Raw genomic sequence first — 12228 nt, 5'->3', positions numbered from 1 at the left:
CTTTACGCAGGCTGTGGGTTCTAGAACACCCGGCCTAGGCGACTTAGCTATAGGGTCAAAGGAGATCCGAATGACCAACCCGATCCTGTCCAGCTGGACCACCCCGTTTGAAATTGCTCCCTTTGCCGAAATTTCGGACGATGATTTTACCCCGGCGCTGGATCAGGCAATGACGGCGCATAACGATCAGATCGCTGCGATTGCCGAGAATTCTGACGCTCCGACCTTTGGCAATACGATTGAGGCTTTGGAGGCTGCGGGCGAGCAGTTGGACAAGGTTCTGTCGGTCTTTTTCACGGTTGCAGGGGCAGACAGCAATCCCAGACGGGAAGAGTTGCAGCGAGAGTTCTCCCCCAAACTGTCGGCACATTTTTCCGGCATTTCTTCGAACAAGGCGCTGTTCAAACGCGTGGCCGACCTGTGGGCGCGGCGCGATGATCTGAACCTGACCGAAGAACAGGCGCGTGTGCTGATGTTGACCCATCGCGGTTTCGTGCGTGCTGGCGCAGCGCTGGCAGGGGAAGACGATACACGGATGCAAGAGATCAAGTCGCGCCTCGCCTCTTTGGGGACGTCCTTTACTCAAAACCTGTTGGCAGATGAGAGGGACTGGTTCATGGACCTGACCGAAGAGGATCTGCAGGGCCTGCCAGATTTCGTCCTGGATGCAGCCCGCGCTGCGGGGCTAGAGAAAGAGGCACAGGGACCAGTGGTGACCCTGTCGCGGTCGCTGATTGTACCGTTCCTGCAATTCTCACCTCGTCGGGACCTGCGCGAAAAGGCTTATCGCGCCTGGGCAGCTCGCGGTGCCAATGGGGGCGACACTGACAACCGCGACATCGCTGCCGAGATTTTAGGTTTGCGTGAGCAACGCGCCAAGCTGCTGGGCTATGACAGTTTCGCCGACTACAAGCTGGAAACCGAAATGGCCCGCACACCGGACCGCGTGCGTGAACTGTTGATGCAGGTGTGGGAACCGGCAAAATCCCGTGCCGATGCTGACGCCGAGATCCTGACGCAGATGATGCAGGAAGACGGCATCAACGGTCCGCTGGAAGCCTGGGATTGGCGCTACTACGCCGAAAAGCGGCGCAAGGCGGAACACGATCTGGATGAGGCGGCCCTGAAACCCTATCTGCAACTGGATCGTATGATCGAGGCGTCTTTTGCCTGCGCAAACCGTCTGTTCGGGCTGGAATTCGCGCCGCTGGACGTTCCGCTCTATCACCCGGATTGCCGGGCCTGGGAAGTCACACGTGGCGGGCAGCATATTGCCGTTTTCATCGGTGACTACTTTGCGCGGGGATCGAAACGGTCTGGTGCGTGGTGCAGCGCGATGCGGGCGCAGGCGAAGTTCCCGAAAGATCAGGCGCCGGTTGTGATCAATGTCTGCAACTTTGCCAAGGGTGATCCGGCGCTGCTGTCTTATGACGACGCGCGGACATTGTTCCACGAATTCGGCCACGCCCTGCATCAGATGCTGTCGAATGTGACCTATGAGAGCATCTCGGGCACTTCGGTCGCGCGTGATTTTGTCGAACTGCCCAGCCAGCTTTACGAACACTGGCTGGAAGTGCCCGAGGTTCTGGCCGAATTTGCGACCCATGCCGAAACGGGCGAGCCAATGCCGCAGGAGATGCTGCAGAAAGTGTTGAAAGCCGCTAATTTCGATCAAGGGTTCCAGACCGTGGAATATGTTGCTTCGGCCCTTGTTGATCTGGCCTTCCATGATGGGGATGCCCCGGCAGATCCGATGGCAAAACAGGCCGAAGTTCTGGCGGACCTCGGGATGCCGCATGCCATCGGGATGCGCCACGCCACGCCCCACTTTGCCCATGTCTTTGCCGGTGATGGCTATAGCTCGGGCTACTACAGCTACATGTGGTCCGAGGTGATGGATGCTGACGCCTTCGCCGCCTTTGAAGAGGCGGGCGGTGCCTTTGATACCGAACGCGCCAAGGCGCTGGAAGACAACATCCTGTCCACCGGCGGGTCGCGAGAGGCGGAAGACCTGTATCTGGCGTTCCGGGGGCGATTGCCAGGCGTGGACGCCCTGTTGAAAGGCCGCGGCTTGATCGCGGCCTGAATTCAGTAACCCAGCGTGCGATCCACTAAATGCACAAAGGGCTCACCGGCTTCGCCACGTCGGATGTTTTCGCAAATGACCTGCGCGGCTGTGACCGGGCGGGTCTCAGACGCGATGTGAGGGGTCACAGTCACGTTCGGATGTGTCCAGTAGGGATGGTCTTCGGGCAAGGGCTCGACACGGAACACGTCCAGCGTTGCGTGCCCAACCTGACCAGAGTTCAGCGCATCCAGAAGCGCGTCGTCATCAATCAGCGGGCCACGTCCCGGGTTGATGATCCGTGCGCCCTTAGGCAGCAAGGCCAACGTTTCGGCATTCAGCGCGTTTTCCGTGGCGGGGGTATCGGGCAGCAATAGTACCACGATTTCAGCCTGAGAAAGCGCTTGGCGAAGCCCTTCGGAGCCATGCAAGCAGGTCACGCCGGGGATGTCTTTGGCGGTGCGGCTCCAACCGGTGACTTGAAAGTTAAGCGCAGTCAGGGCTCGGGCCGCGGCCTCGCCCAACGTGCCCAGCCCTAAAATGCAGACGATACGCTCTTTTGCCAATGGCGGCGCTTCCGGTTCCCAGACGCCATCCTGCACGAGGATGTGCCGGTCTATTCCTAGGTGGTAGCGTAGCACGTGCCCAACCACCCATTCAGTCATGCCCTGCGTCAATCCGTGATCCACCATCCGCGCCAATGGGACGGTCAGCGTTTCATTGTCCGCGATTTTCTCGATACCAGCCCAAAGGCTCAGTACAGCTTTCAGACGGGTGAAGGGTGTGAAATCGTGTACTCCGCCGTTGGGGGCATAAACGACATAGTCGACCTGATCCGGTTCAAATTCCGTGCTGAGCCGCGCGTCGACTTTTGCGTCAGCCAAGTACTGAGTCAGCAGCGGTTCGTACACGGGCCACAGAGCAGAGCGTGCGGAAAACAGGACGTTAGCGGGCATCGTGGGCCTTTCAGATCAGCGGGGGCGGTGAATATGTGCGCTTTGGACGATGCCGAACGCAGCCATCAGCACCAGCATGGCCGATCCGCCATAGCTGACCATTGGCAGTGGTACGCCGACAACCGGGGCCATGCCCATCACCATCGACATGTTGACGGCAAAGAAAAGGAAAAAGTTCAGTGCGATGCCCAGAGTGACCAGTGAGGAAAACCGATCCTTGGTAGCAAGAGCCGTAACCATACAGAACACAAGGATCAGCGCGTAGAGGATCAACAGCGTGATACCTCCTACAAATCCGAACTCTTCCGCCAGCGTCGTGAAAATGAAGTCGGTGTGCTTTTCAGGCAGAAAATTCAAACGGGACTGTGTTCCTTGCATGAAACCGCGCCCGTTCCAGCCGCCGGACCCGAGGGCGATCTTGGACTGCGTGATATGGTACCCCGCGCCCAATGGGTCGGTCGAGGGGTCAAGAAAGGTGTCAATCCGGCGGAACTGATAGTCCTTGAGCAATTGCCAATCCGTCCCGCGGCTGTTGAACACAGCGGCGATCAAACCCACGACCGCAGCGATAACAGCCGCAAAATAAGCCCAGTGGACGCCCGCCAGAAACATCAGCCCGCCACCAGCGGCCAACAGAAGGATCGATGTGCCAAGGTCCGGTTGCTTCAGAACCAACAAGGTAGGCAGGATGATCAGTGCCACGGGGATAAAAACCCACAGCGGTCGGGATGTCTTGTGCGACGGCAGCCAGTCGTAGTAGGCCGCCAGCACCATAACCAGTGCGACCTTCATGACTTCTGATGGTTGCAAACGCATGAAACCAAGGTCGATCCAGCGCTGCGCGCCCATGCCGATGGTGCCAAACAGTTCAACAAACACCAGCAAAGCGACCGAGCCCAGATAGGCCAGAACGGACATGTTGCGCCAGAACCAGATTGGCACCAGTGCAATGATGAACATCGCTGTCAGGCCAAGACCGAACCGTTCCATCTGCGGCTCGGCCCAGGGCGTCCACGAACCACCCGCAACCGAATACAACATCAGGAATCCAGCGCTGGCCGTGCTGATCAGCAGCAGGGTCAGGGGCCAGTTCATGTAGAGGAATTTCCGGAATCCAGACGGTGTGGATTTGACGGCATATTCAAGATAGCTCATGCGCGGTCCTTTCCGTCAGGACGCGCTTTGGGACGACGGTCACCTTCAAGCCGTTTTTGCTGTTCCTTGATACGGTCCCGGTCGCCGACGGGATACGCGTCGAGTGGCGGCGTGCCGTTGTAAAGGGCCTGAAGCATGATGTCCCGCGCCACCGGGGCTGCCGCCTTGGACCCCCCGCCCCCATGTTCAACTACGACAGCAATGGCGTATTTGGGTTTGTCGTACGGGGCAAAACTGACGAACAGCGCGTGGTCGCGGCGTTCCCAGGGCAGATCCTCGTTGCGGATCACACCGGCTGCACGCTCGGCTTTGGTAATGTTGCGCACCTGACTTGTGCCGGTTTTACCCGCCATGCGGAGATCATCTGCGATGATACGGCTGCGATAAGCAGTGCCACGACGGTCGTTTGAAACGGACCACATCGCTTCGCGGATGTGTCTGAGATTGGTTGGGCTGATCGTGAGCGGTTCACCTGCACCGCTAGGCTGCTCAACCCCGTTGACAGACCGCACCAGACGGGGTGAGACCGCGCGTCCGGTGGCAATCCGCGCGGTCATGACAGCCAATTGCATGGGCGAAGCCAACATAAAGCCTTGTCCGATGGAGGCGTTTGCGGTGTCGCCGATCAGCCATTCTTCGCCATGCACCCTTTGTTTCCATTCCTGATTGGGCGCCAGTCCGGCGCGCACAGCGGACATGGGAATGTCATGCTTGATGCCCAGTCCAAGGGTGTTGGCCATCTCGGAGATTCTGTCGATGCCCACCTTTATCGCCACATCGTAATAATACACGTCGCAACTGCGTTTAAGCGAGGTATTCAGGTCCACCATACCATGACCACCACGCTTCCAGCAGTGGAAGCGACGGCTGCCAACTTTCAGATGGCCGGGGCAGTAAACGGTGTTGCCGGGGCCGACGACTCCGGCCTCAAGCGCTGCCAACGCGGTAACCATCTTAAATGTCGAACCGGGCGGGTAAGTGCCCTGGACCGTCTTGTTTGCCAACGGGCGATACTTGTCCTGTGTCAGCATACGGTAATCCGCGACCGAGATACCACGTACGAACAGGTTGGGATCGAAGCTGGGCGCCGAGGCCATTGCGCGCAGATCACCAGTTTCGCAATCGATCACGACAGCGGCGGCGCTTTCGCTAGCCAACCGGGCTTGGGCGTATTGTTGAAGGTCTGCATCGACGGACAGCTGCAAGTCGGCCCCGGGTTGGCCTTCTTGCCGGTCCAGCTCGCGCATGACACGACCGGTGGCGTTGACTTCGACACGCTTGGCGCCTGCCTTGCCGCGCAATGAGATTTCCTGCCTTGCCTCAAGACCCACCTTTCCGATCTGAAACCGGGGGATTCGCAGAACGGGTTCAGGGTCTTCGATCTGACTGAGGTCGTAGTCACTGACCGGTCCGACATATCCAACGATGTGGGCGAAGTCCTCATAGCGTGGATATTGTCGTGTCAAACCCACTTCGGGCGTGACACCCGGCAGTGCAGGGGCATTGACCGCGACTTTCGATATGTCTTCCCACGTGACCTGATCGGCCAGCGTGACCGGCAAGAACGGGGCTGAGCGGCGCATCTCGGTCATGGCCCGTTCGATCTCATCCTCGTTCAGCGGGATCAGTTCTGATAACTTGCGGATCACTTGGTCCACATCACCAGCGTCTTCGCGCACAATGACGATACGGTAGGATGGAGAGTTCTGGCCAATGATCTGCCCGTTCCGGTCATAGATCCGCCCGCGGTCCGGGGGGATTAGACGGATGTTGATGCGGTTTTCCTCGGCCAGAAGGCGATATTGATCGGCCTGATCCACCTGCATGAACCGCATACGTGCCGCTAGTCCGCCAACAAAGGCCGCTTGCAGGCCACCCAGAAGCAGAGCCCGCCTTGGCAGGCGTTTATAGGCCAGACCCTGAGACTTGGGCTTGCGTGGCTTCATGCCCGACCTCCTACAGCACTGGCATCCGACGCGGACATGCGACGGACCCCGAACACGCTTTGGCTGAGTCCCACAATGGCGGGATAGCAGGCGATCGTCAGAATAAGCTGGATCATGACGGGCCACAACGCGGCCTGTTGCACAGACAAGATCGAAAGAATGACCCTGTTCGCCAGAAAGACGCCCGTGATGACCACGCCAACGGACATCCATTCTCCAACAAAACCGGCATCTTTCATACCGGGTGCCGCCGAACGCAGATAGGCTGATCCAAAGACAACCAGTGCCGCCAAAAGACCGGGTGGGCGTTGCAGAAGAAGATCCGCCATCAACATCACGAACGCAACCAGCAGGGTTGGGACATAATCTGGGCGACGCAGCACCCAGGCAAAGGTCAGGGCAATCAGAACGTCAGGAAAGGGCCAGCGGTTGGGTTGTGCATCCAGCGGCAACAAGTGCAGGAACAGCACCAAGACGGCCAGCGCCGCAAAAAGGCCCCGCATGGCCAAGTTATGTGAGGCTGGCTTATCCATCGCCAAGTTCCTCAGGAGATAGAGCGGCTTCGGGGCGGGTGGGGCCGACGATGCCACCGGGGTCCCGAATGGTCGGGGCTGAGTTGAATCGCAGAACCCGCAAAAACTCCAGCCGTTCGAAATCAGCCGACAAGCGCACGCGCAACCGGCCACCCGGATCCGCTGCAATCTGGCCGATCAGCAGGCCAGCCGGAAACACGCCGCCGTCGCCTGAAGTAATGACGCGATCTCCGGGGCGAACCAGTTCTCGGTTCTCAAGGAACTCGACCACAGGCGCAGGCGTGTTGTCGCCTTTGATCAACGCAGTCTGACCCGATGGTTGGATGGTAGCAGGGATGGCGCTGGTGGCATCTGTCACCAGAATAACGCGGGCTGTATCGGAACCAACACCCGAGATCCGCCCAACAAGACCGATGCCGTCCATCGTGGCCCATCCATCGACGATGCCGTCGCGCTCGCCTACGTTCAGCAAAACAGATTGCCGGAAAGGCGAGCCGCTGTCGGCCATCACAACACCGGTGATATAAGTCAGGCGCGGATCAAGACGTACGTTGTTGAGATCCAACAACCGGGCGTTTTCCTGCTCTAGTTGCAGCGCGGCCTCTTTCCAGGCGCGCATCAGGCGCAATTCGCTGCGCAGTTCACGGTTTTGTTCGCTCAGGCGTTGGTAGCTTTGGAAATCGCGTACTAGATTAACGGCGGCCGTAACGGGCACCATGGCCCATTCCATCGAAGGGACGACCGTATCTACCACCTGCGCACGGAACCGTTCCACGCGCGGGCTATCAATACGCCAGACCAGAAAGATACCCAGTAAACACATAATAACGATGCCCAACAGCAAACGCCGCAAGGGGGTTGTGTAGTCATCGCGCTGTGATCGGTCTTTTGCCACAGGTTACCTTCCCGTGCTGCTCGTGCCGAATTTACCCTATGTGCAAAGGGTGCGCGCCTTAGCTTTCGTAGTCAATCGCGTGGCGCAGCTGTTTTTCATATTCTAGCGCCTTGCCGGTGCCCAAAGCCACACAATTCAGGCTTTCATCTGCAATCGACACGGCCAGACCAGTCTGTTCACGCAGGGCCAGATCCAGATCACCCAGAAGCGCACCGCCCCCGGTCAGCATCACACCCCGGTCCACAATATCTGCCGCCAGATCGGGCGGAGTGGTTTCCAGAGCGGTCATAACCGCTTCGCAAATCTGCTGTACGGGTTCCGAGAGTGCTTCGGCAACCTGAGCCTGGCTGATCTCAATTTCCTTGGGTACACCATTCAGCAGGTCGCGCCCTCGGATGTGCATCGACTGGCCACGGCCATCGTCGGGCATACGGGCGGTGCCGATGGTGGTCTTGATCCGCTCAGCGGTGGATTCACCGACCAGCAGGTTTTGTTGGCGACGCAAGTACGAGATGATGGCTTCGTCCATACGGTCGCCGCCCACGCGGACCGAGCGGGCGTAAACAATGTCACCCAGCGACAGAACCGCAACTTCGGTTGTCCCGCCGCCGATGTCGACGACCATGTTGCCGGTTGGGTCGGTGATCGGCATCCCTGCGCCAATCGCGGCTGCAATCGGTTCTGCAATAAGGCCAGCGCGGCGCGCGCCCGCTGACAGAACCGATTGACGGATCGCGCGTTTTTCGACCGGCGTCGCACCATGAGGCACACAGACGATGATCTTGGGTTTTGAGAAGGTCGAGCGCTTGTGCACTTTGCGGATGAAGTGCTTGATCATCTCTTCCGCTGTGTCGAAGTCGGCAATCACACCTTCGCGCATCGGGCGGATGGCTTCGATCGAACCGGGTGTCCGGCCCAGCATCAGCTTGGCATCCTCGCCAACTGCGAGAACCTTTTTCACACCGTCCTTGACGTGATAGGCGACCACCGAGGGTTCAGACAGGATGACACCGCGCCCCTTGACGTAAACCAGCGTGTTTGCTGTTCCAAGGTCGATAGCCATATCCGCTGTGAACAGGCCGCCCAGATTGCCAAAGATCCCCATGTTTCCCCTGATCCTGTATGTCGGTTTTTCTACTGCCCGCGACTCGACGGTTCCGGGACGGATGACTTATAGGGTGCCATCACGCCCGGTAAAAGGGCTGATTCCGCGACAATCAGCACCTTTCCGCCTTATTGATTGGGACTTTAGAAGGCAAAATGCTCTCTTATCAACACATTTACCACGCCGGCAATCTGGCTGATGTCCAAAAGCACGCATTGTTGGCCTGGGTGCTGAATTATCTGACACGCAAGGACAAGCCGCTCAGCTATATCGAAACGCATTCCGGGCGGGGTTTGTACAAGCTGGATGCGGCCGAAGCCGTGCGCACCGGCGAGGCGGCTGCAGGGATCAAGCGTGCACAGCAAGAGGGTTGGTTCGGGGATGATCATCCAATGGCGCGCGTTTTGCACCGCGTGCAGGCGCGGCACGGTTCCTCTGCCTATCCCGGATCGCCACTGGTTGCGGCCAATCTGCTGCGGGATCAGGACAGCTTGCATTTTGCGGAACTTCACCCACAAGAACATGCCGCTCTGGCCTTGGCCATGTCGCCCTTTGGGGCCAAGGTTTACCAGCAAGACGGTTTTGCGCTGGCGCAATCCCTGCTTCCACCCACACCTCGCAGGGGTATGCTGCTGATCGACCCGAGTTATGAGGTGAAAACCGATTATGACCGGCTGCCCGGGATCATCGCCAAGCTGCACCGTAAGTGGAATGTCGGTATCATTGCGCTGTGGTATCCCATCCTTTCGGATAAGCGCCACCTGCCCATGACCCGTGCTTTGAAGTTGCAAAACTACCCCAAAGCTGTCTGTCACGAGGTGACGTTCCCTCCGGTTCGTCAAGGGCATCGGATGGTCGGCTCCGGCATGTTCATCATCAACGCCCCGTTTGGCATCGAAGACGAAGTGGAACGTCTGTCCACTTTGTTTGACCAGCTTTGAAAAGAAGTTGGGCCCGGCAGCGCGCCATAAGCGCGCTGCCGGGCCCAAAGCCCAAGAAGGGACGGCGAAGCCGGGCCGCCGCGGGTGCGGGAGCCCTTGGGCCGTTCAGGTCAGGTCTTTATAGCTGATCTCACGCGTATCAGCACCGGGACCCGCTTTTTCGCGCCGTACGATCAGGCGGTTCAGCGCGTGGATATACGCTTTGGCCGAGGCCACCACCGTGTCTGTATTGGCTGACTGGCCTGTGGCGATCATTCCATCCTCGCTCAGGCGAACAGACACTGTGGCTTGCGCATCGGTGCCTTCGGTGACCGCATGAACCTGATACAGCTGAAGGCGGGCGGTGTTGGGATAGATTGCCCGTATCGCTTTGAAGGTCGCGTCCACCGGTCCGTCACCATGTTCAGTGGCGATAACGTCCTTGCCGTCCATTTCCAACTCGACCGTGGATTCCGCCTGACCACCTGTACCGCAGGTCACTTTCATCGAGACAAGCTGAAGATAATCATCGTGATCATCCATCGTCATCAACGCGATGAGGTCGTCGTCAAACACCTCTTTCTTGCGGTCGGCCAGATCCTTGAATCGCACGAAGATGTCTTTGAGTTGGTTGTCACCAACCTCAAAACCCAAAGTCTCAAGCTTGTCGCGCAGCGCCGCGCGGCCCGAGTGTTTGCCCAGCGGCAGAGAAGTACCGGACAGGCCAATGTCCTCGGGGCGCATGATTTCAAAGTTTTCGCGGTTCTTGAGCATCCCGTCTTGATGGATGCCGCTTTCATGCGCAAAGGCGTTCTTGCCAACAATGGCCTTGTTGAACTGCACGTTGAACCCCGACACTGTCGCCACGCGACGGGAGATATGCATGATCTTGGTGGTGTCGATACCGGTGTGCCAAGGCATGATGTCATTGCGGGTGCGCAGGGCCATCACGACTTCTTCCAACGCGGTGTTGCCCGCACGTTCGCCCAACCCGTTGATGGTGCATTCGATCTGACGCGCGCCACCAGCGACTGCGGCCAGCGAGTTCGCGGTCGCCATGCCCAGGTCGTTGTGGCAATGGGTGGCAAAGATCACCTCATCCGCGCCCGGAACCGTTTCGATCAGGCGTTTGATCAGGTCAGCGCTTTCGACCGGTGCGGTGTATCCCACAGTATCTGGAATGTTGATCGTGGTAGCCCCGGCTTTGATTGCAATCTCGATTACGCGGCACAGGTAGTCCCACTCCGTCCGCGTCGCATCCATAGGCGACCACTGTACGTTTTCGCACAGATTACGCGCGTGGCTGACCGTTTCGTGGATCTTGTCGGCCATCTCATCCATTGTCAGATTCGGAATGGCGCGGTGCAGCGGAGAAGTGCCGATAAACGTGTGAATCCGGTTTTGCTCGGCGTGTTTCACCGCCTCCCAACAGCGATCAATGTCGGCGAAGTTAGCGCGCGCCAGACCGCAGATGCGGCTATTTTTCGCGCGTTGGGCGATCTCGGACACCGCCTTGAAATCACCCTCGGACGCGATTGGAAAGCCAGCCTCGATGATGTCGACGCCCATTTCGTCCAGCAGCTCGGCAATCTCCAGCTTTTCGTCATGGGTCATGGTCGCTCCGGGGCTCTGCTCGCCGTCGCGCAAAGTGGTATCGAAGATCAAGACGCGGTCTTGGTCGGTCACGTTTGTCATGGGAATCTCTTTCTTGTCTGTCCTAAAGCCTTCTTGGCGCGCTGGCGTCCTCCTCTGAGCGGGCGCGCCGGATGGCACGCTCAGAGGCGGATTAGGATCAGTAGGCCACGCAGAGACGCACCGCGCATGGCGGTGTCGGCACAAAGGATATCTGCATGGTTGATCATGGGATTGAGGTTATACAGAGCCCGGCAGGAATGAAAAGACCAATTTGCGCCCGAGGGGTCCTGCGCTGGCTTTCTCATTCCAGACCAACTTGATTGTGCCCTCTGCGCAGCTAGCTGGATGCAGATGAAAACAGCATTGATCATCGGAGCCTCGGGCGGCATTGGCGCTGCGGTTTGTACTACCTTAGAGTCGCAAGGCGTCTCGGTAACGGGTCTGTCGCGGTCAATGGATGGGTTCGATCTGACTGACCCTGACCATGCGTTGCCGATCATTGATGGGCTGTCCGATCCCTTTGACTTGATACTGGTCGCATCCGGAGCGTTGGAGATCGAAGGCGCTGCACCGGAAAAGACAATTCGTGCGGTTTCAGCCAAGGCGATGATGGATCAATTTGCACTCAACGCGGTAGGTCCGGCTTTGGTGCTGAGCCGGGCACACAGGCTTTTGCCCCGCAAGGGGCGGTCGGTTTTTGCGGTTCTCTCAGCGCGTGTAGGATCCATCGCGGACAATCGGATGGGCGGCTGGATCAGCTACCGGGCCGCCAAGGCTGCGGTAAATCAGGTTGTCCATACCTCAGCCATCGAGCTGTCGCGGACGCATAAGCAGGCGATTTGTGTCGCCTTGCATCCAGGGACCGTGAAAACTGCGTTCACTCAGAAGTACTTGAATCGGCATCCCGCCGTCGAGCCGGAGGTCGCCGCCCAAAACCTGTTATCCGTGATCAATGGACTGACGCCAGAGGATACCGGCGGTTTCTTTGATTGGGCCGGGCAACCCGTTCCTTGGTGAG

Annotated in this window: 10 protein-coding genes; 3 read left to right on the top strand and 7 right to left on the bottom strand. The window is 58.6% G+C overall.

The genetic code is table 11. The features are described 5' to 3' along the window. The first annotated feature begins 70 nt into the window (after window positions 1–70). The gene (locus I9187_RS14995; RefSeq protein ID WP_171179243.1) at window positions 71–2086 is read left to right on the top strand and encodes a M3 family metallopeptidase; all 2016 of its coding nucleotides are present in this window, start codon (window positions 71–73) and stop codon (window positions 2084–2086) included. A 2-nt stretch (window positions 2087–2088) separates the two neighbouring features. Here I9187_RS14995 and I9187_RS14990 read toward each other — a convergent pair whose 3' ends face one another. From I9187_RS14990 to I9187_RS14965, 6 genes are read right to left on the bottom strand one after another with little or no spacing between them, the layout of a single operon-like run. Then, window positions 2089–3021: a glyoxylate/hydroxypyruvate reductase A gene (locus I9187_RS14990; protein WP_171238483.1), complete on the bottom strand. Its 933-nt coding sequence runs from the start codon at window positions 3019–3021 to the stop codon at window positions 2089–2091. 15 nt (window positions 3022–3036) lie between these two features. Next, a complete protein-coding gene (rodA, locus tag I9187_RS14985) occupies window positions 3037–4176 on the bottom strand; it encodes a rod shape-determining protein RodA (protein ID WP_171179247.1) in 1140 nt (379 codons plus the stop codon). Then, window positions 4173–6122, bottom strand: coding sequence for a penicillin-binding protein 2 (gene mrdA, locus I9187_RS14980; RefSeq protein WP_209509645.1), 1950 nt, complete (start codon window positions 6120–6122; stop codon window positions 4173–4175). The genes rodA and mrdA overlap by 4 nt, the downstream gene beginning before the upstream one ends. Next, window positions 6119–6655, bottom strand: coding sequence for a rod shape-determining protein MreD (locus I9187_RS14975; RefSeq protein WP_171179252.1), 537 nt, complete (start codon window positions 6653–6655; stop codon window positions 6119–6121). The genes mrdA and I9187_RS14975 overlap by 4 nt, the downstream gene beginning before the upstream one ends. After that, entirely contained in the window at window positions 6648–7550 is a 903-nt protein-coding gene (gene mreC, locus I9187_RS14970; protein ID WP_171179254.1) for a rod shape-determining protein MreC, read from the bottom strand. Before mreC ends, I9187_RS14975 begins: the two co-directional genes overlap by 8 nt. A gap of 58 nt (window positions 7551–7608) precedes the next feature. Next, a complete protein-coding gene (locus I9187_RS14965) occupies window positions 7609–8655 on the bottom strand; it encodes a rod shape-determining protein (protein ID WP_039523195.1) in 1047 nt (348 codons plus the stop codon). Window positions 8656–8810: 155 nt separating this feature from the next. Here I9187_RS14965 and rlmJ point away from each other — a divergent pair, with 155 nt between their 5' ends. Then, window positions 8811–9596 carry a 23S rRNA (adenine(2030)-N(6))-methyltransferase RlmJ gene (gene rlmJ / locus I9187_RS14960; RefSeq protein ID WP_171179256.1) on the top strand — a complete coding sequence of 262 codons (786 nt, stop codon included), beginning with the start codon at window positions 8811–8813 and terminating at the stop codon, window positions 9594–9596. Between the two features lie 105 nt (window positions 9597–9701). Here the strand turns inward: rlmJ and I9187_RS14955 are convergent, their stop codons facing one another. Continuing rightward, a complete protein-coding gene (locus I9187_RS14955) occupies window positions 9702–11270 on the bottom strand; it encodes a 2-isopropylmalate synthase (RefSeq protein ID WP_171179258.1) in 1569 nt (522 codons plus the stop codon). 291 nt (window positions 11271–11561) lie between these two features. Between I9187_RS14955 and I9187_RS14950 the strand changes: the two genes are divergently transcribed. Further along, window positions 11562–12227 carry an SDR family NAD(P)-dependent oxidoreductase gene (locus I9187_RS14950; RefSeq protein ID WP_171179260.1) on the top strand — a complete coding sequence of 222 codons (666 nt, stop codon included), beginning with the start codon at window positions 11562–11564 and terminating at the stop codon, window positions 12225–12227. The last annotated feature ends 1 nt before the right edge of the window (window position 12228 follow it).

Source organism: Ruegeria sp. HKCCE4148, assembly GCF_017872495.1.
Taxonomy (GTDB): Bacteria; Pseudomonadota; Alphaproteobacteria; order Rhodobacterales; family Rhodobacteraceae; genus Ruegeria.
The sequence above is the reverse complement of the archived record's forward strand: the minus strand, read 5'-3'. Positions and strand labels throughout refer to the sequence as shown.

Bases quoted from the DNA above. Each gene is read 5' to 3' on its own strand.
- I9187_RS14995 (WP_171179243.1), top strand. From the start codon at position 71: ATGACCAACCCGATCCTGTCCAGCTGGACCACCCCGTTTGAAATTGCT.
- I9187_RS14990 (WP_171238483.1), bottom strand. From the start codon at position 3,021: ATGCCCGCTAACGTCCTGTTTTCCGCACGCTCTGCTCTGTGGCCCGTG.
- rodA (WP_171179247.1), bottom strand. From the start codon at position 4,176: ATGAGCTATCTTGAATATGCCGTCAAATCCACACCGTCTGGATTCCGG.
- mrdA (WP_209509645.1), bottom strand. From the start codon at position 6,122: ATGAAGCCACGCAAGCCCAAGTCTCAGGGTCTGGCCTATAAACGCCTG.
- I9187_RS14975 (WP_171179252.1), bottom strand. From the start codon at position 6,655: ATGGATAAGCCAGCCTCACATAACTTGGCCATGCGGGGCCTTTTTGCG.
- I9187_RS14965 (WP_039523195.1), bottom strand. From the start codon at position 8,655: ATGGGGATCTTTGGCAATCTGGGCGGCCTGTTCACAGCGGATATGGCT.
- rlmJ (WP_171179256.1), top strand. From the start codon at position 8,811: ATGCTCTCTTATCAACACATTTACCACGCCGGCAATCTGGCTGATGTC.
- I9187_RS14955 (WP_171179258.1), bottom strand. From the start codon at position 11,270: ATGACAAACGTGACCGACCAAGACCGCGTCTTGATCTTCGATACCACT.
- I9187_RS14950 (WP_171179260.1), top strand. From the start codon at position 11,562: ATGAAAACAGCATTGATCATCGGAGCCTCGGGCGGCATTGGCGCTGCG.